Source organism: Kitasatospora sp. NPDC024654 (genome assembly GCF_055559155.1).
Genome location: NZ_JBVHLF010000003.1, coordinates 117,414 through 141,262, shown reverse-complemented (window position 1 = coordinate 141,262; position 23,849 = coordinate 117,414). Strand labels below are relative to the sequence as shown.

Below are 23,849 nucleotides of genomic sequence, written 5' to 3'. Positions count from 1 at the left end.
ATGCATACTCGACGCACCGTCGGATCCGCGCGCCGCCCGCCGGCCCCGGCTGCCGCCCGGTCGTGGTCCCGTCCTGGTGCCAGTCGTGAGCCCAGTCGTGAGTCCAGTCGTGGTCCCAGTCGTGGTCTCAGTCGTGGTCCAGCAGCCGCCCCCGACGGGACAGCACGAAGTCCCGGAAGGCCCGGGCCGGCGGCGTCAGCGGGCGCCCGGCCACCCAGGCCAGGCCGATCGCCCGGCGGGTCCGCGGCGCCGTCACCGCCAGGTCCACCACCCCCGGCCTTGGCACCAGCCCCGGCGGCAGCAGCGCCACCCCCAGCCCGGCCGCGACCAGCCCGCGCAGCGTCTCGGCCTCCTCCCCCTCGAAGGCGATCCGCGGGGTGAAGCCGGCCTGCGCGCAGAAGTCGTCGGTGATCGCCCGCAGGCCGTAGCCCTTCTCGACCGCCACGAACGGCTCCTCGGCGACCTCCGCCAGCCGGATCCGCCGCCGCCCGGCCAGCCGGTGGTCGGCCGGCACCACCAGGTGCAGCCGCTGCTCGTCCAGCGGACGGGCGACCAGCGCCGGGTCGTCCGGGAGCGGCGAGACCAGGCAGAGGTCCAACTCGCCGGCCCGCAGCCGGTCCAGCATCGCCGCCACGTAGTCCTGCACCAGCTGGAACCGCACCTGCGGGTGCTCGGCCCGGAAGCCGCGCAGCAGCGCGGGCACCGCGTCCGTCCCCATGGTGTGCAGGAACCCGAACGCCACCCGCCCGGCGGCCGGATCGGCCTCCGCCCGGGCCGCCTCGACACCGCGCTCGACCTCGGCCAGCGCCCGCTCCACCGCGCCGAGCAGCAGCCGGCCGGCCCGGGTCAGCCGGACCGTCCGACCCTCCCGGGCCAGCAGCGCCACCCCGAGGTCCGCCTCCAGCCGGGCCACCGCCCGGGAGAGCGTGGGCTGCGGCATGCCGAGCGACTCGGCGGCCCGGGTGACGTGTTCCAGCCGGGCCACCGCGGCGAACTGCGCCAGCCGGGGCGCCAGCAGCACCGACGGCGCGTCCGGCTCGATCTCGGCCGGCCGCGCCGGCGGGGGCTCGGAACTCCACTCATGCGACACGGCATGAATTATCGGCTTCCCATGCATTGGACGCATCAGAGCGCGCGGGGCTAGCGTCAGGGACATGCTTCCCGCCGATACCGGGGCATCCGCTACGGACGTGCCGGATGCCCTCACCCCGGACCTCCGGCTCCGCCCCGGCCAGCGCGACTTCCGCCGCTCCAACCTGGCCCTCTTCGCGGCGGGCGTGGCCACCTTCGTGCTGCTGTACGCCACCCAGGGCCTGCTGCCACTGCTCTCCGCCGATCTCCACCTGACGCCGGGCCAGGCCAGCTGGACCACCTCCGCCGCCACCTTCGGCCTGGCCCTGGCGCTGCTCCCGGCCAGTGCGCTCTCCGACCGGTACGGACGGATCACGGTGATGACCGTCTCGATGCTGGCCGCCTCGGTGATCGCGCTGGCGCTGCCGTTCGCCCCCGGGCTGGGCGCGCTCACCGCGCTGCGGGCGCTCCAGGGCGCGGCACTGGCCGGCCTGCCCGCCACCGCGATGGCCTACCTCGCCGAGGAGGTGCACCCGAGCGCGCTGGCCTCCGCGATGGGCCTGTACGTGGCGGGCAACAGCGTCGGCGGGATGGCCGGCCGGCTGGTCGCCGGCTGGGTCGGCGCGGCCTGGGGCTGGCGCTGGGGGCTGGCCGCCGCCGCCCTGTTGGCACTGCTCGCCACCGCCGGGTTCCGGCTGCTGATCCCGGCCGCCCGGCACTTCCGGCGCGGCCCGGTGGACGCCCGCGCGCTGGGCCGGACCGTCGCCGGCCACCTGCGCAACCCGCTGCTGCTGCGCCTCTACGCGCTGGGCGCGCTCTTCATGGCGGTGTTCGGCACGGTCTACAACACCATGGGCTTCCGGCTGGTCGCCGCGCCCTTCCACCTGCCGCAGTCGCTGGCCGCCTCGATCTTCGTGGTCTACCTGGTCGGCACCGCCTCCTCGGCCGGCGCCGGCCGGCTCACCGCCCGGCTCGGCCGGCGCGGCACCCTCTACGTCGCGATCGGACTCACCACGGCCGGCCTGCTGCTCTCACTGGCCGACTCGCTGGCCGGCGCGCTGCTCGGCCTGGTCCTGATCACCGCGGGCTTCTTCGCCGGCCACGCGACCGCCTCCTCCTCGGTCGGCCGCAGCACCACCACCGGCCGCGCCCAGGCCTCGGCGCTCTACCTGATCGCCTACTACCTCGGCAACAGCCTCGGCGGCACCCTCGGCGCCGACGCCTACCACTCCACCGGCTGGCCGGGCGCGGCCACCGTGGGCCTGACCGCGATGGCGCTGGCGGCGGTGATCACGCTGTACGCCAGCTGGCGAGCGAGCACGGCCCGCAGGCAGGCGCCAGTCGTCACCCTCCAGGCATGAGCCCCGCCCCGGCGACCACCCCGGACGAGCGTCGAGCCGGGCCATCCGGATCCCGCTCAGATCCGCACCCGTTCCACCGGGTTCCGCCGGTCCAGCGAGGCCGCCCGGCAGAGCTTCGGTACGTGAGAGCCATCGGTGGAGGCCACCTTCACCGGGCCCACGGTGGAGGCCGCGGTGGCGACCACGATGGCGTCCACCACGTTGTCGTGCCCGTCCAGGCCAGCGTCCTCCAGCAGCAATCCCCGGCTGCCGGTCCGCTCCTCGATCTGCTCGGCCAGCGAACCAATAGTGGGATATTGAGAGCCGAAGAGCGCGCGGGAACTCCGCGGGGGCGCGCCACGGCTGTGGCGCGCCCCCGCGAAGAACTCGGCCCGTTACGCGATGCGGTCCAGGATGATCGGGGCCGGGGTGAACTCGGTGCCCGCCGGAGCGACCTGGATGCCGCCCTCCAGGGACTCGATGGCGTAGTCGAAGCGCTCCGGGGTGTCGGTGTGCAGGGTCAGCAGCGGCTGGCCGGCGGTGACGGTGTCGCCGGGCTTGGCGTGCAGCTCGACGCCTGCGCCGGCCTGCACCGGGTCCTCCTTGCGGGCGCGGCCGGCGCCCAGGCGCCAGGCGCAGACGCCGACGGCGTAGGCGTCCAGCGAGGTGAGCACGCCGCTGGCCGGGGCGTTGATGACGTGCTGCTCACGGGCGACCGGGAGCGGGGCGTCCACGTCGCCGCCCTGGGCGGTGATCATGCGGCGCCAGTGGTCCATCGCCGAGCCGTCCTTGAGCGCCTCGGCCGGGTCCTTGCCGTGCACGCCGGCCGCGGCCAGCATCTCGCGGGCCAGCGCGACGGTCAGCTCGACCACGTCGGCCGGACCGCCGCCCGCCAGCACCTCGACCGACTCGCGGACCTCCAGGGCGTTGCCCGCGGTCAGGCCGAGCGGGGTGGACATGTCGGTGAGCAGGGCGACCGTGTTGACCTCGGCGCCGCGGCCGAGGCCGACCATGGTGCGGGCCAGCTCCCGGGCGTCGTCCAGGTTCTTCATGAAGGCGCCGGAGCCGACCTTGACGTCCAGCACCAGCGCGCCGGTGCCCTCGGCGATCTTCTTCGACATGATCGAGGAGGCGATCAGCGGGATCGCCTCGACCGTGCCGGTCACGTCGCGCAGCGCGTAGAGCTTCTTGTCGGCCGGGGCCAGCCCGTCGCCGGCGGCACAGATCACCGCGCCGGCGTCGCGCAGCACGGCCATCATCTCGTCGTTGGAGAGCAGCGCCCGCCAGCCGGGGATCGACTCCAGCTTGTCCAGGGTGCCGCCGGTGTGGCCGAGGCCGCGCCCGGAGAGCTGCGGTACGGCCGCGCCACAGGCGGCGACCAGCGGGGCCAGCGGCAGGGTGATCTTGTCGCCGACGCCGCCGGTGGAGTGCTTGTCGGAGGTCGGCAGCGGCAGGGCGGAGAAGTCCATCCGGACGCCCGAGCGGATCATCGCGTCGGTCCAGCGGCTGATCTCGCGCAGGTTCATGCCGTTCAGCAGGATGGCCATGGCCAGCGCCGACATCTGCTCGTCGGCCACCTCGCCGCGGGTGTAGGCGTCGATCACCCAGTCGATCTGAGCGTCGGTCAGCTCGTGGCGGTCGCGCTTGGCCCTGATGACGGAGATGGCGTCCATGTGGTGCTCCAGAGGGAAGTGGAAGCGGGGTGGAAGGGAAGAGCAGGAAGAAGGGGAAAACGCGAACGACGCGGGGGCGGCCACTGCTCAAGGCCGCCCCCGCGCCACTCTACGCGCGTCACTGACGCTTCTGCCAGATCCGGTCCAGAGCGGTCCGGGTGGCGTTCCGGAGGCCTACAGGTGCTCGGGCCCGAAGGCCTCCGGCAGCACCTCGGACATCGGCCGGATGCCCGAGGGCAGGTCCACCAGCAGCTCCGGCCCGCCGTGCTCGTAGAGCAGTTGGCGGCAGCGCCCGCACGGGACCAGCAGCTGCCCGCGGCCGTCCACGCAGGTGAAGGCGGTCAGCCGGCCACCGCCGCTGGCGTGCAGCGCGGAGACCAGACCGCACTCGGCGCACAGGCCGAGGCCGTACGAGGCGTTCTCCACGTTGCAGCCGGTCACCGTGCGGCCGTCGTCGACCAGGGCGGCCGCCCCGACCGGGAAGTTGCTGTACGGGGCGTACGCCCGGGACATCGCGTCCCGGGCCGCCGCGCGCAGCGCCTCCCAGTCGGGTGCCGGCGCCGAGGCCCGGTCGGCCGTCACTTGCCCTGACCCTTGCGGTAGATCTGACCGTCGGCCTTCGGCGGCCGCAGTCGCTGCGCCGACAGCACCAGCACCACCAGGGTGATGATGTACGGGGTCGCCACGATCAGCGGACGCGGCACCGCGCTGGAGTCCGCGTACCAGGCCGCCAGGCCGGCCGCGCAGGCCAGGCTGACCAGCGCCGGAACGAAGCGGCGGCGGTACAGCTGCCAGAGCGTCAGCAGCGCCAGCACCAGCGCGACCACCAGCAGCAGCACGTGCACCGAGTTCGGGTCGCGCAGCTGGAGGCTGTCGGTGAAGCCGAACAGGCTCGCGCCGACGGCCAGGCCACCCGGCATCCAGTTACCGAAGATCATCGCGGCGAGACCGATGTACCCGCGGCCGCCGGTCTGACCGTCCTGGAAGTTGCTCGCCGCGACCATCGAGAGGTACGCGCCGCCGAGGCCGGCGAAGGCACCGGAGGCGGTCACCGCGAGGTACTTGTACTTGTAGACGTTCACACCCAGCGACTCGGCCGCGATCGGGTTCTCACCGCAGGAGCGCAGCCGCAGGCCGAAGCTGGTGCGCCAGAGCACGAAGTAGCTGGCCACCAGCAGCACGCCCGCCAGCAGGGTGACCACCGAGAGGTCGGTGACGAAGCCGCCGAGCACGCCCGCGACGTCCGAGACGAAGAACCAGTGGTGGTTCTCGATCCCGTCCAGCCAGGACGACAGCCCGGGAACGGTGATGCTGGGCAGTTGGGGCGTCGGCGGGGACTTCGAGGCGCCGGCACCGGCCGAGACGTAGTCCGGGTAGTAGATCCGGTTGACGTACAGGCAGATGCCCGGGATCAGCAGGTTGATACCGACACCGGAGACGATGTGGTCCACGCCGAAGCCGACGGTGATCACCGCGTGCAGCAGGCCGCCCAGCGCACCGCCGATCATGCCGGCCAGCAGGCCGACCCAGGGGTTGACCAGGTAGCCGGTCCAGGCGCCGCAGAAGGTGCCGGCCGCCATCATGCCCTCGAGACCGATGTTGACCACACCGGCCCGCTCGGCCCAGAGACCGCCCAGACCCGCCATGCCGATCGGCACGGCCGAGCCCAGCGCGGCCTCCATCTGGCCGGAGGAGGTCAGGTCGTGGCTGCCGGTGAGGGCGCCGACCACCGAGAAGAGCAGCAGCGCTCCGGCGGTCAGCAGCAGCACGACGGGCAGCGAGAGCCGCTTGCCGCTCTTGGTCGGCGCCGCCTTGGCGGGCGCCTTGGCAGGTGCCGTGGTCGCGGTGCTCATGCCGCCACCTCCTTCTTCACGGCCGAAGCGGCCTGAGCGGCGAGCTGGGCGCCGACCTTCTGCTGCTGGCGCTTGAGGCCGAAGCGGCGCACCAGCTCGTAGGCGACGACCACGCAGATGACGATGGTGCCTTCCATGACGTTGACGATCTCGGGCGGGAAGCCCTGCAACGGCAGCTGGCCGCCGGTGGCGTCCAGGAAGGCCCACAGCAGCGCGGCGAAGGCGATGCCGAGCGGGGTGTTGCGGCCCAGCAGCGCGATGGCGATACCGGTGAAGCCGAGGCCCACCTGGAAGCCCTGGCCGAAGACGTGCGAGTTCTGCAGCAGGTCCGGCATGCCGATCAGACCGGCCAGCGCGCCGGAGATGCACATGCTGGTCAGCACCATCCGCTTGACGTTGACGCCGCTCGCGGCGGCGGCCGACTCGGAGCGGCCGGTGGCGCGCAGGTCGAAGCCGAACCGGGTGCGGGTCAGCACCAGCTGGAAGCCCACGCCGACGGCGGCCGCGACGAAGATGAAGCCGTAGAGCTGGCCGCCCTGGGTGGTGATGCTGAAGAAGTCGCTGGAGGTCGCCATCGTCTTGGTCTGGATGCCGTAGGTGACCCCGCCCGTCTTCGGCGCGAGGATCCCCGGCACCAGCAGCACGCCGATGATGGCGGTGGTGATGGAGTTCAACATGATGGTCGAGATGACCTCGTTGACCCCGCGGGTGACCTTGAGGACACCCGCGACGCCCGCCCAGGCCGCGCCGATCAGCATCGCGACGATCAGCACCAGCGGGATCTCGATGAACGAGGGCAGGTTCACCGTGGCACCGACGAAGGCGGCACCCATCATCGCCAGCTGGTACTGGCCGTCGGCGCCGATGTTGAACAGGTTCATCCGGAAGCCGAAGGCGACCGCGACACCGGCGAGGTAGTAGGTGATGGCCTTGTTGAGGACCGCGACCTGCCCGTTGGAGGCGAAGCCGTAGTTGGCCATGGTCTGGAAGGCCTGGACCGGGTTCTTGCCGGAGACCAACAGCAGGACCGAGCAGATCAGCACGGAGATGATGACCGCGAGGACGGGCGCGGCCAGGCCGAGAACCATCCGCTCGCGGTCGATCCGCTGCAGGAAGCCGCGCTTGGCGGGTTCAGTGGAGGTGGTCATGTGGGTCACTCCCCCGCCTGGGTGCCGGGGTCGGCGGCGGTGTCGGTGGTGGTGTCGTCCGACTCCTCGGCGGAGGAGTCGTCGGCCGCGGAGTCGTCAGCCGCGGTCGTGTCGGCCGCGGAGTCGTCAGCCGCGGTCGTGTCGGCCGCGGAGTCGTCAGCCGCAGTGCTGTCGGCCGCGGAGTCGTCAGCGGTCGCGTCGGCCGCGTGGCCGTCCAGGTGCCCGCCCGGCTCGTCGCTGCGGCCGTGCTCCTCTGCGGTGATCGCGGCGGCCTCGACCAGCGCCTCCTCGTCGGACTCGATGTGGCCGGCGGCCGCACCGGTCATCGCGGTGCCCAGGTCCTCGGCGGTGACCGTGGCCGGGTCCGCGTCGGCGACCAGACGGCCGCGGTAGATCACCCGGATGGTGTCGGAGAGCCCGATCAGCTCGTCCAGGTCCGCGGAGATCAGCAGGACGGCCAGGCCCTCGCGCTGCGCGGAGCGGATCTGCTCCCAGATCTGCGCCTGGGCGCCGACGTCCACACCGCGGGTCGGGTGGGCGGCGATCAGCAGCTTGGGGTCGTGGCTCATCTCGCGGCCGATGATCAGCTTCTGCTGGTTGCCGCCGGAGAGCGAGGCCGCGGTGACCTCGATGCCGGGGGTGCGGACGTCGTACTCCTGGACGATCCGCAGGGTGTCCTGCCGCGCGGCGGCCGGGTCGAGCCGGAAGCCCTTGGAGTTCGGCGCCTCGGTGACGTGGCCGAGGATCCGGTTCTCCCACAGCGGGGCCTCCAGCAGCAGGCCGTGCCGGTGCCGGTCCTCGGGGATGTAGCCGATGCCGGCCTCCCGACGGGCCCGGGTGAGCAGCTTGCTGAGGTCGGCGCCGTCCAGCGTGACGGCGCCTGCGTCCAGCGGGAGCATGCCCATGATGGCCTCGACCAGTTCGGCCTGGCCGTTGCCCTCGACACCCGCGATGCCGAGGATCTCGCCCTTGCGGATCCGCAGCGAGATGTCGTCCAGCACCACGCGCTCGATGCCCTCGGCGTCGCGCTTGGCGATCCGCAGGCCCTCGACCCTGAGCATCTCGGTCTCGGTGACGGTCGACTCGCGGCTCTCCGGGGAGGGCAGCTCGGCGCCGACCATCAGCTCGGCCAGCTGGCGGGCGGTGACGCTCTTCGGGTCCGCGTCGCCGACCGTGGTGCCGCGGCGGATCACGCTGATCGCGTCCGCCACCGAGAGCACCTCGTGCAGCTTGTGCGAGATGAAGATGACGGTGACGCCCTCGGACTTGAGCTCCCGCAGGTTGCCGAAGAGCGCGTCCACCTCCTGCGGGACCAGGACGGCGGTCGGCTCGTCCAGGATCAGGATCCGGGCACCGCGGTAGAGCACCTTGAGGATCTCGACCCGCTGGCGGTCGGCCACGCCGAGGTCCTCGACCAGGGCGTCCGGCCGGACGTTCAGGCCGTACTGCTCGGAGATCTCCAGGACCTTCTGCTTGGCCTTGGCGCCGATGCCGTGCAGCTTCTCGCCGCCGAGGACGACGTTCTCCAGCACGGTGAGGTTGTCGGCCAGCATGAAGTGCTGGTGGACCATGCCGATGCCGCGGGCGATGGCGTCCGCGGGGGTGTGGAACTCCACCTGCTCGCCGTTGATGGCGATGGTGCCCTCGTCGGGGCGCTGCATCCCGTAGAGGATCTTCATCAGCGTCGACTTGCCGGCGCCGTTCTCACCCATCAGGGCGTGCACGGTGCCAGGGCGGACGGTGATGTCGATGTCGTGGTTGGCCACGACACCCGGGAAGCGCTTGGTGATACCGCGCAGTTCGACGGCCGCAGGCGCCGTCCCCACGCTGGGGCTACCTCCCTTGCTGAGGGAGGGGTCGGAAGCGGTGATGGCGATCTCCTGGAGGTGAGCAGACGCGTCGTTGCGCTGGGGAGGCCAGTAGTGCTGCGAAACGGCGCTGTGGGACGCCGCGAGCGGGGAGGTGCGCGCGGGTTTCATTCGGGGGCGCACAGCCCCGGAGGGAAGGCAGGGGCCCGGCGGGATGCGCTCGCGCGCGACCCACCGGGCCCCTCCCTGTCATGCGTGGTGCTGGCGGGCGGTCAGCGGCTGTGGGTGCCGCCGCCCGGTGTCAGCGGGTGGATCAGTTGGCCGGCGGCGCGGTCGGAACGGTGATCTGGCCGGAGATGATCTGCTGGGTGGCCGCGTCCAGCTTGGCCTTCAGGTCGTCGATGTGACCACCGGTGGTGGCCAGGCCGACACCGCCCGACTTCAGGTCGAAGCGCTGGATACCGGTCAGCGGGGTGCCGTTCTTCACGCTCTGGATGTACGCGTAGACCGCGTTGTTCACGTTCTTGAGCGCCGAGGTGAGGATGCTGTTCTTGTACGCGGCCAGCGCGGGCTGCTTGGCCTGGTCGGTGTCGACACCGATCACCCAGGCGCCCGGCTTGGCGGCGACGGCCTGGATGGCACCGGTGCCGGAGGCGCCGGCGGCCGTGTAGATGACGTCGTCACCCTTGTCCAGCTGGCCCTGTGCGGCCTCCTTGCCCTTGGCGGGGTCGGAGAAACCGGTGTTGTCCGGCGGGGTGGTCAGGTAGGTGACGTCGACCTTGATGCTCGGGTCGACCGAGGCGACACCCGCCCGGTAACCGGCCTCGAACTTCTTGATCAGCTGGGACTGCACACCGCCGATGAAGCCGACCTGCTTGGTCTTGGTCTTGCTGGCGGCGGCGATGCCGGCGAGGTAGGAGCTCTCCTGCTCGGTGAACTCCAGCGAGGTCACGTTGCTCGGCTGGGACGGGTCGTCCGAGTCGATGATCGCGAACTTGACGTTCGGGTGCTCCTTGGCGACCGCGTCAACGGCGGGCTGGTAGAGGAAGCCGACCGCGATGATCGGGTTGTACCCCGCGTCGACCAGGCTCTCCAGGCGGTTCTGCTTGTCGGAGTCGGCCTCACCGGCCTTGGCCTCGGCCTCGTCGACCTGGATGCCGAAGTCCTGCTTGGCCTTGTCGAGGCCCGCGGCGGCGGAGTCGTTGAAGCCCTGGTCCCCACGGCCACCGACGTCGTAGGCCATACCGACCTTGAGGCCGGAGGAACCGGAGGAGCTGCTGCTGGTGGTGGTGCTCTGTGCGCCGCAAGCGGCGAGCGAGGCGATGCCCAGGGATCCCGAGAGCACAACCGCGGCGAGCTTTACTGAACGGCGCAAGGGAGTTCTCCTTCTACACACCCGTTTGGCGTGGTCTGGCGGAAACCGTAACGCGCGTAGAACACAGTTGTGTCACGGGCAGCCGGGGCATCCGGGTTGTTATCAAAACGTGGCAATTCAACCCGTCCCATCGGGAACACGCCCGAAGCCGACACCAGCCAACCCCCTTGAGTCGCTTAATGATCGTAATCCGGACACTCACCGACCGGGCGGCCGCCCCCTCCTTATAGAGCGACGGACAGCACGAGGGCCCGGCGGAGGTTCCGCCGGGCCCTCGGAGAAAACACGACTACTTGACCACGTGCTCCTGGGCGAGCGAGACAAAGAGTTCGACGCCCACCGCGATGGCACGTTCGTCCACGTCGAAGCGGCCCTGATGGAGATCGCGGACGGTCGTCTCGTCCGGCGCGCGGACGCCGAGCCGGGCCAGCGCGCCGGGGGCGTGCTCCAGGTACCAGGAGAAGTCCTCGCCCCCCAGGCTCTGTTCCGTTTCCTCCACGACTTCTTCACTTCCATCACCGAACTGAAGATTCATCGCCTTTTCCAGCACCGCGATGGAGCTGGCCTCGTTCACCACCGGCGGCACGCCCCGGTGGTAGTCGAGGGTCCACTTCGCTCGATGGGTTTCGGCCAACTTGGTGATCAGCTCGTGCAGCACGTCCGGTGCCCCGCGCCAGCCGGGCAGCTCCAGGCAGCGGACGGTGCCCTCCAGCTCGGCGTGCTGCGGGATCACGTTCGGCGCCGAACCGGAGGCGATCCGGCCCCAGACCAGGCTGACGCCCCAGCGCGGGTCCATCCGGCGGGCGAACGCGGCCGGCAGGTCGGCGGCCACCTTGGCGATCGCGGTGACCAGGTCGGTGGTCAGGTGCGGCCGAGCGGTGTGGCCGCCGGGCCCGTCCAGGTGCAGCACCAGCCGGTCGCAGGCCGAGGTGATCGCCCCGACCTTCAGGCCCACCTTTCCCACCAGCACCTTCGGGTCGCAGTGCACCGCGAAGATCCGCTCCACCCCGGCCATCCCGCCGGCCTCGATCACCTCCAGAGCACCACCGGGCATCACCTCCTCGGCGGGCTGGAAGATCAGCCGCACCGGCCGCCGCAGCCGCCCCTCGCGCAGCGCGTCACCCAGTACCAGCCCGGCGCCCAGCGCGATCGCGGTGTGCACGTCGTGGCCGCAGGCGTGGGCCCGGCCGGGGACCGTCGAGCGGTACGGGACCTCGGACTTGGCGTCGTCGATGGGCAGCGCGTCGATGTCCGCGCGGAAGGCCAGCAGCGGTGCGCCGGCCGGCGCGTCGGCCGGCACCAGATCGACCGTCAGTCCGGTGCCGCCGGGCAGCACCTTCGGATCCAGGCCCGCCCTGCGCAACCGCTCGACCAGCAACGAGGTGGTGCGGAACTCCTGTCGCCCCAGCTCCGGGTGGCGGTGCAGGTCGCGCCGGAAGGCGATCAGCTCCGCCTCGTAACCCCCGACCCGCGCCCGCAGCGAACCCCGCCCGGCGGCCGCCGGACCGGGTGCGGCGGACCGGCGTCCGGCGGCTGCCGCGGCGACGGTGGCCGGTGAGGGCGTGCGCCCGGCGACGGAACGGACCTGGGGGGGCGCCTGTTCGGCGGAGTGAGGCTGGTTCACCCCAACAAGGGTATGTCCGCGGCCGGATTTTGGCCTGGGTTCTGCGGAAGAAGCACCCGGATTGGCGCATACACGGCCGGGGGGTGGGTATGACATCGGAATTTGGCCGCCTTCCCCGGCTGACGCCGCGCTGGGTCATGGCCCTGTGCAACGACCGAGCGGCCGTCCGGTCACGTCTCGCGGGCACCGCAGGTCACCCAGTGCGCCGGGGGCGCATCACACCCGAATGGCCGGCATGTTTCAAGATCCGGACGCACTGGTCATGTGCTGGTAAAAAATTCAGACAAAGTCTTGAGCTTCGACCATCCGAGCGAATAGACAACGAGCGCACAGTCAAACCTCGCAGCCGCTCGACGCTCCGTCAGGAGCCAGGTCGGGCGGGGCGATCCGCCATGCCCGCGTCCGGCCGCGCCCACGAGGCGCGGCCGAGCCGCCGTCAGACATCCCTGCTCCGCAGGTGATGCGGCCCAGCCATGAGAGTGGGGAACCCACGTGCCAGCAGCTGTTCGCAGCCGGCTCTCCCGGATAGCAGTGGCGGCTCCGGCCGCCGCCGCGCTCGTCCTGGGAACGCTCGCGATCGCCTCCCCCGCGATCGCTGACACCACCTCCGACGGCCCCGGTGCCGCCAAGGCGCTCCAGGGGACCAGCCCCGCCTGGGCCACGCCCCAGGCCGACGCCGGCGCGGTGCCCGACGGCACCCCGGCCACCGCCCGGGTCTACCTGGCCGGCAGGGACCCGCAGGGGCTGGCCGCCTTCGCGCAGGCCGTCTCCTCGCCGGGCTCCTCGCTGTACGGCGAGTTCCTCTCCGCGTCCGACGTCAAGGCCCGCTTCGGGCCCAGCGAGCAGCAGGTCAAGGCGGTGACCGACTGGGTCACCGGCGCCGGTCTCAAGGTCACCGCGACCACCGAGCACTACGTCGAGGTCAGCGGCACCACCGCGGGCATGGCCAAGGCCTTCGGCACCCAGTTCCGCAACTACCGCACCGCGGACGGCACGCAGAGCGCCCCCGCCTCCGACGCGGTGGTCCCGGCCAGTGTCGCCAACGCCGTGCTGGACATCGGCGGGCTGACCAGCGTCAACCAGAAGTCGGCCTCGCAGGCCGTCTCGGTGGCCGCCGCCGAGGCCAAGGCCGAGGGCCGGAACCCCGCCGCGCAGTCGGCCCGTTCGGCCGCCGCGCCGCAGGCCACCACCGACGCCAAGGGGCAGAACACCCTGCCGACCACGCCGACCTGCTCGGACGACGGCTACGGCTCGAAGACCGCCAAGGGCGCACCCACCGGCTACGAGAAGAACGACCCCTTCGCCCCGTGCAGTTACGTCCCGAGCCAGCTGCGCAAGGCGTACGGCGTGACCGACGCCAAGCTGACCGGCAAGGGCGCCACCGTCGCGATCGTCGACGCGTACGGGCTGGGCACCATGGAGGCCGACGCCGACCACTTCTCGACCGCGCACGGCGACAAGCCGTTCGCGCCCGGGCAGTACAAGGAGGTCGTCACCCCCGCCAAGTGGACCCACCAAGCCGACTGCGGCGACTGGTCGGGCGAGGAGGCGCTGGACGTCGAGATGGTGCACGGCCTCGCGCCGGACGCCAACGTGGTCTACGTGGGCGCCAACTCCTGCGAGGACGCGGACCTGAGCGACGCGCTGGCCGACATCGTCGACAACCACCTGGCCGACATCGTCTCGAACTCCTACGGCGAGATCATGCACGGCAAGAGCGGTGACCTCGACCCGGCCGTGATCGCCAACGACAACCAGCTCTTCGAGCTGGGCGCCGCCGAGGGCATCGGCTTCAACGCCTCGGCCGGCGACTGCGGCGACAACTCGCCGGGTGCCGCGGCCACCGGTGTCAACTGCCAGGCCGACACCAACCAGGCGCAGACCCAGTGGCCGTCCTCCTCGCCGTGGGTGACCGCGGTGGGCGGCACCGCGCTGGAGCTGAAGGACAAGAAGGGCGACTACGGCCACGAGGTCAGCATGGGCGACGAGCGCTCGGTGCTCTCGGCCGACGGCAAGTCGTGGACCCCGGCCCCCGGCCAGGCCCCCTTCTACTTCGGCGGTGGCGGTGGCGTCGTCAAGGGCGAGCCGCAGCCGTGGTACCAGAAGGGCGTGGTGCCGGACTCCATCTCGCTGGTCGCGGCGGACGGCACCAAGTCGGCCACCCCGCAGCGCGCCACCCCGGACGTCGCGATGAGCGGTGACCTGGTGGCCGCCACCCTGGTCGGCTACACCCCGACCGGCGGTACCTACAGCGAGGGCGGCTACGGCGGCACCTCGGTCTCCTCGCCGGAGTACGCCGGCATCGAGGCCGACGCCATCCAGGCCCGCGGCGGCCGTCCGATCGGCTTCGCCAACCCGGGCATCTACGACCGGGCCGGCACCAAGGCCTTCCACGACGTCAACGACGCGGCCGTGCGCACCAAGCGCGGCAACGTGGTCGACCTGGGTGTCGTGGACGGCGCGTTGAAGGTCCGGCTGTACAAGATCGGCGCCGACTACGGCCTGTCGGCCTCGGCCGGCTACGACACCGCGACCGGTGTCGGCTCGCCGGGCAAGGACTTCTTCAAGTCCTACCGGCTGGGCAAGCAGCACTGATCGCGACGGCGAGGCCCGGAGTCCTGGACCCAGGAGGTCGGACTCCGGGCCTCGCCCGCGTTCGGTGACGGGTCAGAACCGTTCGACCGGGGTGTAGGTGCCCCAGACCTCCCGCAGCGCGTCGCACACCTCACCGACCGTGGCACGGGCGGCCAGCGCCTCCTTCATCGGGGGGAGCACGTTCTCGGTGCCCTCGGCGGCCCTGCGCAGTCCGGTGAGCGCGCGGCCCACCGCCGAGCCGTCCCGGTCGGCGCGCAACCGGGCCAGCCGGGCGGCCTGTTGGGCCTCGATCGCCGGGTCCACCCGCAGCGGCTGGTACGGCTCCTCGGCCGCCAGCTGGAAGCGGTTGACGCCGACCACGGTCCGCTCGCCGGAGTCGGTCTCCTGCTGGATCCGGTAGGCGGTGCGCTCGATCTCCGCCTTCTGGTAGCCGTTCTCGATCGCGGCCACCGCACCGCCCATCTCCTCGACCCGGGCCATCAGTCGCACCGTCGCGGCCTCGACCTCGTCGGTCATCGCCTCGACCGCGTACGAGCCGGCGAAGGGGTCGACGGTGGCGGTGACGTCGCTCTCGTAGGCGAGCACCTGCTGGGTGCGCAGCGCCAGTCGGGCCGACTTCTCGGTGGGCAGTGCGATGGCCTCGTCGAAGCTGTTGGTGTGCAGCGACTGGGTGCCGCCGAGCACCGCGGCCAGTGCCTGGATCGAGACCCGGACCAGGTTGACCTCGGGCTGCTGCGCGGTCAGTTGCACCCCGGCGGTCTGGGTGTGGAACCGCAGCATCTGCGACCGGGGGTTCTTCGCGCCGAACTCGTCGCGCATCACCCGGGCCCAGATCCGGCGCGCGGCACGGAACTTGGCGACCTCCTCCAGCAGCGTGGTGCGCGAGACGAAGAAGAAGGAGAGCCGCGGCGCGAAGTCGTCCACGTCCATCCCGGCCGCCACCGCGGTGCGCACGTACTCGATGCCGTTGGCCAGCGTGAAGGCGATCTCCTGCGCGGGGTTCGCGCCGGCCTCGGCCATGTGGTAGCCGGAGATCGAGATGGTGTTCCACTTCGGGATCTCGGCCCGGCAGTACCGGAAGACGTCCGCGATCAGCCGCAGGCTCGGCTTGGGCGGGAAGATGTAGGTGCCGCGGGCGATGTACTCCTTCAGCACGTCGTTCTGGATCGTCCCGGTGAGCCGGTCGGCCGGCACCCCCTGGGACTCGCCGACCAGTTGGTAGAGGAGCAGCAGCAACGAGCCGGGCGCGTTGATGGTCATCGAGGTGGAGACCTCGCCCAGCGGGATCCCGTCGAGGAGCACGCCCATGTCCTCGACGCTGTCGATCGCCACGCCGACCTTGCCGACCTCACCGGCCGCGATCGGGGCGTCCGAGTCGTAGCCCATCTGGGTCGGCAGGTCGAAGGCGACCGAGAGGCCCGTCGTGCCGTGGGCGATCAGCTGCTGGTAACGGGCGTTGGACTCGGCGGCGGTGCCGAAGCCCGCGTACTGGCGCATCGTCCAGGGCCGGCCGGTGTACATCGACGGGTACACGCCGCGGGTGAACGGGTACTCGCCGGGCCGGCCGAGCCGCTCCACCGGCTGGTCCGGGCCGTACAGGGGGTCGATCACGAAGCCCGACTCGGCCCGACGGACAGGCTGTGGGCCGCGCGACTCGGCTGCCATGGGATCCTCCGCGGGATGCAGGTGGGACGCCCGGAACGGGCGGACTCGCGGTCGGTGGAGATGATTCCGCTCCCGGGGCCGCCCTCACACCTCTGTTCCTACCCCGACTGCGATGATGGCGCCGGTATCGGGCACGACCAAACGGGAGAGTGGGCAGATGACGAGCGACCGGCAGAGGGTGGCCGTGGTGACCGGGGCGAGCAGCGGGATCGGCGCGGCGACCGCCCGGCGGCTGGCGGGCGAGGGCTTCTCCGTGGTGCTGACGGCCCGCCGCACCGAGCGGATCGAGGAGATCGCCAAGGAGATCGAGAGCACCGGCGGGACGGCCCGCGCGGTCACCCTGGACGTCACCGACCGGGCCGCGGTGGACGCCTTCGCCGCCACCTTCGACGAGCTGCACGTGCTGGTCAACAACGCCGGTGGGGCGATCGGCGCGGAGTCGGTGGAGGAGGGCGACCCGGCCGACTGGCTGGCGATGTACCAGGTGAACGTGCTGGGCGTGCTGCACATGACGCAGGCGCTGCTGCCGGCGCTGCGGGCCAGCGGCGACGGGACGGTGCTGATCCTCTCCTCCACCGCGGCGCTGGCCGCCTACGAGGGCGGCGGCGGCTACGTGGCCGCCAAGCACGCCGCGCACACCATCGCGGCCACCCTCCGTCTGGAGCTGGTGGGCGAACCCATCCGGGTGATCGAGATCGCCCCGGGCATGGTCCGGTCGGAGGGCTTCGCGGTGACCCGGTTCCGTGGCGACGAGGCCCGGGCGGCCGCCGTCTACCAGGGCGTCTCGCACCCGCTGACCTCGGAGGACATCGCCGACACGGTGACCTGGGCGGTGACCCGTCCGTCGCACGTGAACATCGACCTGCTGGTGGTCCGGCCGCGCGCCCAGGCCTCCAACTACAAGGTCCACCGCGACTGATCCCGGCAGGCGGGGTCGGGCGAGCCGGTGGTACCTGTGTTCGTGTGAACATATTCCGGTTCGCCCGCCTCGCCGTACCCGTGTCGCTCGGCTCGCTGCTGCTGGCGAGCTGCTCCGGGAGTGACCACTCCGCCGACACCGGCGCTCGACCCGCCGCCGCGAGCCCCACCGCCGCGAGCCCCGTCCCCGCCGTGGCCAGCCCCACGGATCCGGCCCTGCGGGCCTTCTACGGCCAGCGGATCGGCTGGACCAAGTGCTCGGACGGCTCCGACCTGCAGTGCGGGAAGCTGCGCGTCCCGCTCGACTACGGCCATCCGACCGGCGACTCGATAGAGCTGGCGCTGATCCGGGCGCAGGCCGCGCAGACCTCCAAGCGCGAGGGCTCGTTGGTGGTCAACCCCGGCGGTCCGGGCGCCTCCGGCGTCGACATGGTCAAGGACGGACTCTCCGACTTCGACGGCCCGCTGCGCGACCACTTCGACGTGGTCGGCTTCGACCCGCGCGGCACCGGCGCCAGCGCCCCGGTGCACTGCCTGAGCGACCAGCAGCGCGACGCCCGGTCCCAGCAGGACTCGCCGACCGACCCGGTGGCCCGCAAGGCCCAGCTCGACCAGCAGGCCAAGACCTTCGCGGCGGCCTGCCAGGCCAACTCCGGCAAACTGCTCCCCCACGTCGGCACCCGCGACAGCGCCCGCGACATGGACGTGCTGCGCCAGGCCCTGGGCGACGCCAAGCTCAACTACCTCGGCGTCTCCTACGGCACCTACCTGGGCTCGCTCTACGCCGAGCAGTTCCCGCAGCGGACCGGCCGGCTGGTGCTGGACGGTGCGATCGACCCGGCCGCCGACAGGCTGGACTCCAACGTCAACCAGCAGATCGGCTTCGAGAGGTCGCTGGAGCACTTCGCCACCGACTGCGCCACCAACCACGCCGCCGACTGCCCGTTGGGCAGCGACCCGGAAACCGCCGCGGACGAGGCCGCCGACTTCCTGGACGACCTCCGGACCAAGCCGCTGCCCACCGACGACGGCCGCAAGCTGACCTCCACCCTGGGCTGGACCGGCACCCTGTTCTTCCTCTACGGCGACCAGACCAGCGCCTGGCCGCAACTGCGCCAGGCGCTCGGCACCGCGATGAAGCAGGGCCAGGGCGACGACCTGCTGGACGCCGCCGACCTCTACGACGGGCGCGGCGCCGACGGCCGCTACGACGCCAGCTCGGACGCCCAGACCGCCATCTCCTGCGCGGACGGCCAGGAGCCGGCGCCCTCCCGGCAGCGCGCCCAGCAGGTGCTGGCCGAGCTCAAGCAGGAGGCGCCGCTGCTCAACCGGGACACCACCGCGGATGACGTGAGCAGCCCGGCCTGCGTCGACTGGCCGGTGCGGAGCGCGGAGCACCCGCACACCATCCGGGCCGAGGGCAGTGCCCCGATCCTGGTGATCGGCACCACCGAGGACCCGGCCACCCCGTACGCGGCTGCGCAGAACCTAGCCAAGGGCTTCGCCAACGCGACCCTGCTCACCCGGGAGGGTGAAGGTCACGCGGCGTTCGGCAGCGGCAACGCCTGCATCGACCAGGCGCTCGATGCGTACCTGGTCAACGGCACCATGCCGCCCCCGCACACCAGCTGCGCCAGGTAGTCCCAGCGTCCGATCGACGGCACGGGCGGCACCTCGGTCACAACTTGATAGCTCGTGCGAGTGAATTCCGCGAGCACTCTCCCCAACTGATGGGCACTCAACTACCGTGGTGCCGCTACCGGGAGGACCGAAGCGCCGCCCGGCCGAGCGCACCCGCACCCGTCGCCGCCGAGCTCGCCCGCAACCGCTGATCTCCGCCGTTCGTCCCCGCCGTCGCGGCCCGCGGGTGCCGCATGCTTGTTCCGTCCACCCGTCGCGCCGCCGTGCCCCTGCGAGGGGTAGCACAGGAGGAGGATTCCGCTGGCCAGCGACATTCCGGCCGACCGCTCGAAGGATCACACCGTCGAGCACCCGTCGGCCGGCCTACCCCCGCAGCGCCCGGACGGCCCGGCGGCCCTGCTGCAGCCGACCCCGCTCCAGCCGCCGGCCGCCGTCGGCCTGCACCGCTTCAACGAGGCCGACCCCGGCGCCGCCGAGGAGGCCCTGCTCGCCTGCTGCGGCAGTCACCGCTGGGCGCTCCGGCTGACCGCCCACCGTCCCTACCCGGACCTGGAGTCCCTGCTCGCCGCCGCCAGCGAGGCCTCCTACGACCTGCGCCCGAGCGACCTGGCCGAGGCGCTGGCCGACGAGAGCTGGATGCCGCAGCCGCTGCTCGGCATGCGCGCCCCCGGCAGCCAGGCGGCGCACACCGCGCTGCGGGCCGCGCACGCCGCCTACGAGTCCCGGTTCGGCCACGTCTTCGTGGTCTGCCTGGACGGCGTGGACCCGGAGGAGATGCTGGACGCCGTGCTCAGCTCGATCCGCACCCGGCTGGCCAACGAGCCGGACGAGGAGCGGCTGATCGCCGCCGACGAGCTGCGCCGGATCGCGCTGCACCGGCTGGAGCACCTGGTCGCCAGCCACGCCGCGGGCGCACACTGACCGCCCCGTTGGCATCACCCGGAGTGATCGGAGCGGGCCACATTACGCCGCCCGTGCCTGATTGATCACACTCAAACCCCCCGGAGGCGGGACCCGACAGGGCGTCGATAGGATGACCGCGGCCGGTGGACCGTACCCGGCCGGGCTGACCGACACCGAAGCCGGCCGAGCCCTTCAACCGCTCCCGGAGGGTTTTCCGTGCCGGCTGGAACGCTGTACCGCGGCCGAGAAGGCATGTGGTCCTGGGTGGCTCATCGAGTCACTGGCGTCCTCATCTTCTTCTTCCTGTTCGCACACGTCCTGGACACCGCGCTGGTGCGGGTCTCCCCCCAGGCGTACGACACCGTCATCGCGACCTACAAGACGCCTCTGGTGAACCTGATGGAGTACGGCCTGACGGCCGCCATCCTGTTCCACGCCCTGAACGGCCTGCGGCTGATCGCGGTGGACTTCTGGTCGAAGGGCCCGAAGTACCAGAAGCAGATGCTGTGGAGCGTCGTCGGCCTCTGGGTCGTCCTGATGGCCGGTGCCTTCTGGGGCATCCTGCAGCACACCCTGCTCACCTGGTTCGGGAAGTGATCTGGCATGTCGACTGACACCACTGACCTGGAGCTGGCCACCGCCCCCCAGGCGCACACCGGGCGGGGCCTCGGCACCGGCAACCCGGCCGACCAGTTCGTCATCCAGCCGCCGCGCACCCGGTCCACGAAGACCCCGCGCCGCACTCGGACCAACTTCGAGATGCTCGCCTGGCTCTTCATGCGCCTCTCGGGCGTCGTCCTGGTGGTGCTGATCCTCGGCCACCTGACGATCATGCTGCTGCTGGACGGCGGCGTGTCGAAGATCAACTTCGCCTTCGTCGCCGGCCGCTGGGCCTCCCCGTTCTGGCAGGGCTGGGACCTGCTGATGCTCTGGCTCGCCATGCTGCACGGCGCCAACGGCATGCGCACGGTCATCAACGACTACGCCGAGAAGGACTCCACCCGGCTCTGGCTGAAGACCCTGATGGGTGCCGCGACCATCTTCACGGTCCTGCTCGGCACCCTGGTGATCTTCACCTTCGACCCGAACATCTAATCGGCAATCGGCAGAGGCCAGAGGCGAGCTAACCCCCATGCAGATTCACCAGTACGACACCGTCATCGTCGGCGCCGGCGGCGCCGGCATGCGCGCGGCCATCGAGTCGACCCAGCGCAGCCGTACCGCCGTCCTGACCAAGCTCTACCCGACCCGCTCCCACACCGGCGCGGCCCAGGGCGGCATGTGCGCCGCCCTCGCCAACGTCGAGGAGGACAACTGGGAGTGGCACACCTTCGACACGGTCAAGGGTGGTGACTACCTGGTCGACCAGGACGCCGCCGAGATCATGTGCAAGGAGGCCATCGACGCGGTCCTCGACCTGGAGAAGATGGGCCTCCCCTTCTCCCGGACCGAGCAGGGCCGGATCGACCAGCGGCGCTTCGGCGGCCACACCCGCAACCACGGCGAGGCGGCGGTCCGCCGCTCCTGCTACGCGGCCGACCGTACCGGTCACATGATCCTCCAGACGCTGTTCCAGAACTGCGTCAAGCACGGCGTCGAGTTCTTCAACGAGTTCTACGTCCTCGACCTGCTGATCAACGACGGCAAGACCGCCGGCGTGGTCGCCTACGAGCTGGCCACCGGCGAGATCCACGTCTTCCAGGCCAAGTCGGTGGTCTTCGCCTCCGGCGGTACCGGCAAGTTCTTCAAGGTCACCTCCAACGCCCACACCCTCACCGGTGACGGCCAGGCGCTGGTCTACCGCCGCGGCCTGCCGCTGGAGGACATGGAGTTCTTCCAGTTCCACCCGACCGGCATCTGGCGGATGGGCATCCTGCTCACCGAGGGCGCCCGCGGCGAGGGCGGCATCCTGCGCAACAAGGACGGCGAGCGCTTCATGGAGCGCTACGCCCCGGTCATGAAGGACCTCGCGTCCCGTGACGTCTGCTCGCGCGCGATCTACACCGAGATCCGCGAGGGCCGCGGCTGCGGTCCGGACGGCGACCACGTGTACCTGGACCTGACCCACCTGCCGCCGGAGCAGCTGGACGCCAAGCTCCCGGACATCACCGAGTTCGCCCGCACCTACCTCGGCATCGAGCCCTACACGGACCCGATCCCGATCCAGCCCACCGCGCACTACGCGATGGGCGGCATCCCGACCAACGTCGAGGGTGAGGTGCTGCGCAACAACACCGACATCGTCCCGGGCCTGTACGCGGCCGGCGAGGTCGCCTGCGTCTCCGTGCACGGCGCCAACCGTCTGGGCACCAACTCGCTGCTGGACATCAACGTGTTCGGCCGCCGGGCGGGCATCGCCGCCGCCGACTACGCCAACGCCAACGACTTCGTCTCGCTGCCCGCCAACCCGGCGGAGAAGGTGCAGGCGCTGGTCGACGGCCTGCGCGAGTCCGAGGGCACCGAGTCGGTCGCGCAGATCCGCAAGGAGCTGCAGGAGACCATGGACGTCAACGCCATGGTCTACCGCACCGGCGCCACCCTCAAGCAGGCCGCCGAGGACATCGCGGCGCTGCGCGAGCGCTACAAGAACGTCGCCATCCAGGACAAGGGCTTCCGCTACAACACCGACCTGCTGGAGGCCGTCGAGCTGGGCAACCTGCTCGACCTGGCCGAGGTGCTGGTCGTCTCCGCGCTGGCCCGCGAGGAGTCGCGTGGCGGCCACTTCCGCGAGGACTTCCCGACCCGTGACGACGTGAAGTTCATGCAGCACACCATGGCGTACCAGGAGGTGGCCGAGGACGGCACCACCTCGATCCGCCTTGACTACAAGCCGGTCGTCACGACCCGCTACCAGCCGATGGAGCGTAAGTACTGATGAGCGCCCCCACTCTCGACAAGCCGCACTCCTCGGCGCTCGACGCGGCCGAGTCCGGCGCCGTCCAGCTGATCACCTTCACCCTGCGGATCCGCCGGTTCAACCCGGAGGAGCACCCGGAGCCGGTGTGGGTGGACTACCAGCTGACCATGGACCCGAAGGAGCGCGTCCTGGACGCCCTCAACAAGGTCAAGTGGGAGCAGGACGGCACCCTGACCTACCGTCGCTCCTGCGCGCACGGCATCTGCGGCTCGGACGCCATGCGGATCAACGGCCGCAACCGGCTGGCCTGCAAGACCCTGCTGAAGGACGTCGACCCGGAGAAGCCGATCACGATCGAGGCCATCAAGGGCCTCGCGGTCCTCAAGGACCTGGTCGTGGACATGGACCCGTTCTTCCAGGCGTACAAGGACGTCATGCCGTTCCTGATCACCAAGGGGAACGACCCGACGCGCGAGCGCCTGCAGTCCGCCGAGGACCGCGAGCGCTTCGACGACACCACCAAGTGCATCCTGTGCGCCGCGTGCACCTCGTCCTGCCCGGTCTTCTGGAACGACGGCCAGTACTTCGGCCCGGCCGCCATCGTCAACGCGCACCGCTTCATCTTCGACTCGCGCGACGAGGGCGCGGAGCAGCGCCTGGAGATCCTCAACGACCGTGAGGGCGTCTGGCGCTGCCGGACCACCTTCAACTGCTCGGAGGCCTGCCCGCGTGGCATCGAGGTCACCAAGGCGATCCAGGAAGTGAAGCGGGCCCTGGTCACCCGCCGCTTCTGACCCACCCCCGCCGAACGGCTGAGGCCCCGTCCACCCGGACGGGGCCTCAGCCGTTCCCGGAACCCGGGCCAGCGCAGCGCGCCGAGGTCCTTCGGGGTGCTCCAGCCGGTGAAGGTCGCCAGGTGCCGGTCAGCGCTGACGGCCCACAGGTCGGGAGGAAAGCACGATAGGAGTCCCCCCAAGTTCGTGGTCGGTGAAGCGGGGAGACTCTGTCAGTCACTGCCTCGTCAGGTCAAAGGCTTTGCGGAGCGCAGGCCGCGGAGGCCGACCAGGCCCACCAGGACGCCGAGGATGAAGGAGGTGATGGCGAGGGTCAGGTGGATCCAGAAGAAGGCGGTGGGGTGGGAGTGGTCGCCGTGGACGAAGGCCTGGCCGCTGGAGTCCTGCCAGAGGTTCTTCACGAAGGTGGTCCAGATGATCATGGACCAGACGCCGAAGGCGGCGAGGAACCAGGAGGTGCGGCGGCTGAGCTTCACGGGGCTGTCCTTCGGAGGGGCGGGGCGTGTCGGGCCCTTCCAGTATGGGCAGCGGGCCGAACGGCCCAGTCCCGGGTCCCCTTTCGAGGGACATCGGCGGCGCGCCGG

At 71.3% G+C, this 23,849-nt stretch carries 21 protein-coding genes; 9 read left to right on the top strand and 12 right to left on the bottom strand.

The genetic code is table 11. The annotated features are described in order from the left end of the window. Nucleotides 1–127: 127 nt before the first annotated feature. The gene (locus tag ACZ38L_RS03050; protein ID WP_465688638.1) at nucleotides 128–1,090 is read right to left on the bottom strand and encodes a LysR family transcriptional regulator; all 963 of its coding nucleotides are present in this window, start codon (nucleotides 1,088–1,090) and stop codon (nucleotides 128–130) included. 64 nt (nucleotides 1,091–1,154) lie between these two features. Between ACZ38L_RS03050 and ACZ38L_RS03045 the strand changes: the two genes are divergently transcribed. Continuing rightward, nucleotides 1,155–2,432: an MFS transporter gene (locus ACZ38L_RS03045; RefSeq protein WP_465688636.1), complete on the top strand. Its 1,278-nt coding sequence runs from the start codon at nucleotides 1,155–1,157 to the stop codon at nucleotides 2,430–2,432. 56 nt (nucleotides 2,433–2,488) lie between these two features. Here ACZ38L_RS03045 and ACZ38L_RS03040 read toward each other — a convergent pair whose 3' ends face one another. From ACZ38L_RS03040 to ACZ38L_RS03005, 8 genes are all read right to left on the bottom strand, one after another. Next, nucleotides 2,489–2,671, bottom strand: a complete 183-nt coding sequence (locus ACZ38L_RS03040; RefSeq protein WP_465688634.1) for a hypothetical protein — start codon at nucleotides 2,669–2,671, stop codon at nucleotides 2,489–2,491. 135 nt (nucleotides 2,672–2,806) lie between these two features. Beyond that, nucleotides 2,807–4,084, bottom strand: a complete 1,278-nt coding sequence (locus ACZ38L_RS03035; RefSeq protein ID WP_465688632.1) for a thymidine phosphorylase — start codon at nucleotides 4,082–4,084, stop codon at nucleotides 2,807–2,809. A gap of 174 nt (nucleotides 4,085–4,258) precedes the next feature. Next, entirely contained in the window at nucleotides 4,259–4,666 is a 408-nt protein-coding gene (locus tag ACZ38L_RS03030) for a cytidine deaminase (RefSeq protein WP_396555283.1), read from the bottom strand. Next, entirely contained in the window at nucleotides 4,663–5,937 is a 1,275-nt protein-coding gene (locus ACZ38L_RS03025; RefSeq protein ID WP_465688630.1) for an ABC transporter permease, read from the bottom strand. The genes ACZ38L_RS03030 and ACZ38L_RS03025 overlap by 4 nt, the downstream gene beginning before the upstream one ends. Then, nucleotides 5,934–7,085: an ABC transporter permease gene (locus ACZ38L_RS03020; RefSeq protein WP_465688628.1), complete on the bottom strand. Its 1,152-nt coding sequence runs from the start codon at nucleotides 7,083–7,085 to the stop codon at nucleotides 5,934–5,936. The genes ACZ38L_RS03025 and ACZ38L_RS03020 overlap by 4 nt, the downstream gene beginning before the upstream one ends. Nucleotides 7,086–7,090: 5 nt before the next feature. After that, nucleotides 7,091–8,911 (bottom strand): ABC transporter ATP-binding protein, encoded by a 1,821-nt coding sequence (locus tag ACZ38L_RS03015; protein WP_465688626.1) that lies wholly within the window; start codon nucleotides 8,909–8,911, stop codon nucleotides 7,091–7,093. A gap of 295 nt (nucleotides 8,912–9,206) precedes the next feature. Beyond that, nucleotides 9,207–10,268, bottom strand: coding sequence for a BMP family lipoprotein (locus ACZ38L_RS03010; protein ID WP_465688624.1), 1,062 nt, complete (start codon nucleotides 10,266–10,268; stop codon nucleotides 9,207–9,209). A gap of 289 nt (nucleotides 10,269–10,557) precedes the next feature. After that, nucleotides 10,558–11,748: an amidohydrolase gene (locus ACZ38L_RS03005; RefSeq protein WP_465688775.1), complete on the bottom strand. Its 1,191-nt coding sequence runs from the start codon at nucleotides 11,746–11,748 to the stop codon at nucleotides 10,558–10,560. Nucleotides 11,749–12,384: 636 nt separating this feature from the next. Between ACZ38L_RS03005 and ACZ38L_RS03000 the strand changes: the two genes are divergently transcribed. Beyond that, nucleotides 12,385–14,487 carry a S53 family peptidase gene (locus tag ACZ38L_RS03000; protein ID WP_465688622.1) on the top strand — a complete coding sequence of 701 codons (2,103 nt, stop codon included), beginning with the start codon at nucleotides 12,385–12,387 and terminating at the stop codon, nucleotides 14,485–14,487. A 72-nt stretch (nucleotides 14,488–14,559) separates the two neighbouring features. Here the strand turns inward: ACZ38L_RS03000 and ACZ38L_RS02995 are convergent, their stop codons facing one another. Next, on the bottom strand, nucleotides 14,560–16,152 hold the full coding sequence (locus ACZ38L_RS02995) for an acyl-CoA mutase large subunit family protein (RefSeq protein ID WP_465688620.1): 1,593 nt from the start codon (nucleotides 16,150–16,152) through the stop codon (nucleotides 14,560–14,562). Nucleotides 16,153–16,309: 157 nt separating this feature from the next. Between ACZ38L_RS02995 and ACZ38L_RS02990 the strand changes: the two genes are divergently transcribed. Continuing rightward, nucleotides 16,310–17,071 (top strand): SDR family NAD(P)-dependent oxidoreductase, encoded by a 762-nt coding sequence (locus ACZ38L_RS02990; protein WP_465688618.1) that lies wholly within the window; start codon nucleotides 16,310–16,312, stop codon nucleotides 17,069–17,071. A gap of 44 nt (nucleotides 17,072–17,115) precedes the next feature. Further along, nucleotides 17,116–18,711: an alpha/beta hydrolase gene (locus ACZ38L_RS02985; protein ID WP_465688617.1), complete on the top strand. Its 1,596-nt coding sequence runs from the start codon at nucleotides 17,116–17,118 to the stop codon at nucleotides 18,709–18,711. A 363-nt stretch (nucleotides 18,712–19,074) separates the two neighbouring features. On the opposite strand, the gene ACZ38L_RS02980 is transcribed toward ACZ38L_RS02985, so the two are convergent. Then, nucleotides 19,075–19,218: a hypothetical protein gene (locus ACZ38L_RS02980; protein ID WP_396555299.1), complete on the bottom strand. Its 144-nt coding sequence runs from the start codon at nucleotides 19,216–19,218 to the stop codon at nucleotides 19,075–19,077. Between ACZ38L_RS02980 and ACZ38L_RS02975 the strand changes: the two genes are divergently transcribed. From ACZ38L_RS02975 to ACZ38L_RS02955, 5 genes are all read left to right on the top strand, one after another. Beyond that, on the top strand, nucleotides 19,150–19,632 hold the full coding sequence (locus ACZ38L_RS02975) for a 2-oxo-4-hydroxy-4-carboxy-5-ureidoimidazoline decarboxylase (protein ID WP_465688773.1): 483 nt from the start codon (nucleotides 19,150–19,152) through the stop codon (nucleotides 19,630–19,632). The two genes, ACZ38L_RS02980 and ACZ38L_RS02975, sit on opposite strands and share 69 nt — an antisense overlap. Before the next feature lie 198 nt (nucleotides 19,633–19,830). Next, nucleotides 19,831–20,211, top strand: a complete 381-nt coding sequence (gene sdhC / locus ACZ38L_RS02970) for a succinate dehydrogenase, cytochrome b556 subunit (RefSeq protein ID WP_396555301.1) — start codon at nucleotides 19,831–19,833, stop codon at nucleotides 20,209–20,211. A gap of 6 nt (nucleotides 20,212–20,217) precedes the next feature. Next, nucleotides 20,218–20,709: a succinate dehydrogenase, hydrophobic membrane anchor protein gene (gene sdhD, locus ACZ38L_RS02965; RefSeq protein WP_465688614.1), complete on the top strand. Its 492-nt coding sequence runs from the start codon at nucleotides 20,218–20,220 to the stop codon at nucleotides 20,707–20,709. A 37-nt stretch (nucleotides 20,710–20,746) separates the two neighbouring features. Beyond that, nucleotides 20,747–22,489: a succinate dehydrogenase flavoprotein subunit gene (gene sdhA / locus ACZ38L_RS02960; protein WP_465688612.1), complete on the top strand. Its 1,743-nt coding sequence runs from the start codon at nucleotides 20,747–20,749 to the stop codon at nucleotides 22,487–22,489. Next, complete coding sequence (locus tag ACZ38L_RS02955) at nucleotides 22,489–23,265, top strand: succinate dehydrogenase iron-sulfur subunit (protein ID WP_465688610.1); 777 nt, start codon at nucleotides 22,489–22,491, stop codon at nucleotides 23,263–23,265. Before sdhA ends, ACZ38L_RS02955 begins: the two co-directional genes overlap by 1 nt. Nucleotides 23,266–23,492: 227 nt before the next feature. On the opposite strand, the gene ACZ38L_RS02950 is transcribed toward ACZ38L_RS02955, so the two are convergent. After that, on the bottom strand, nucleotides 23,493–23,741 hold the full coding sequence (locus ACZ38L_RS02950; protein ID WP_396555311.1) for an SCO4848 family membrane protein: 249 nt from the start codon (nucleotides 23,739–23,741) through the stop codon (nucleotides 23,493–23,495). Nucleotides 23,742–23,849 lie beyond the last annotated feature (108 nt).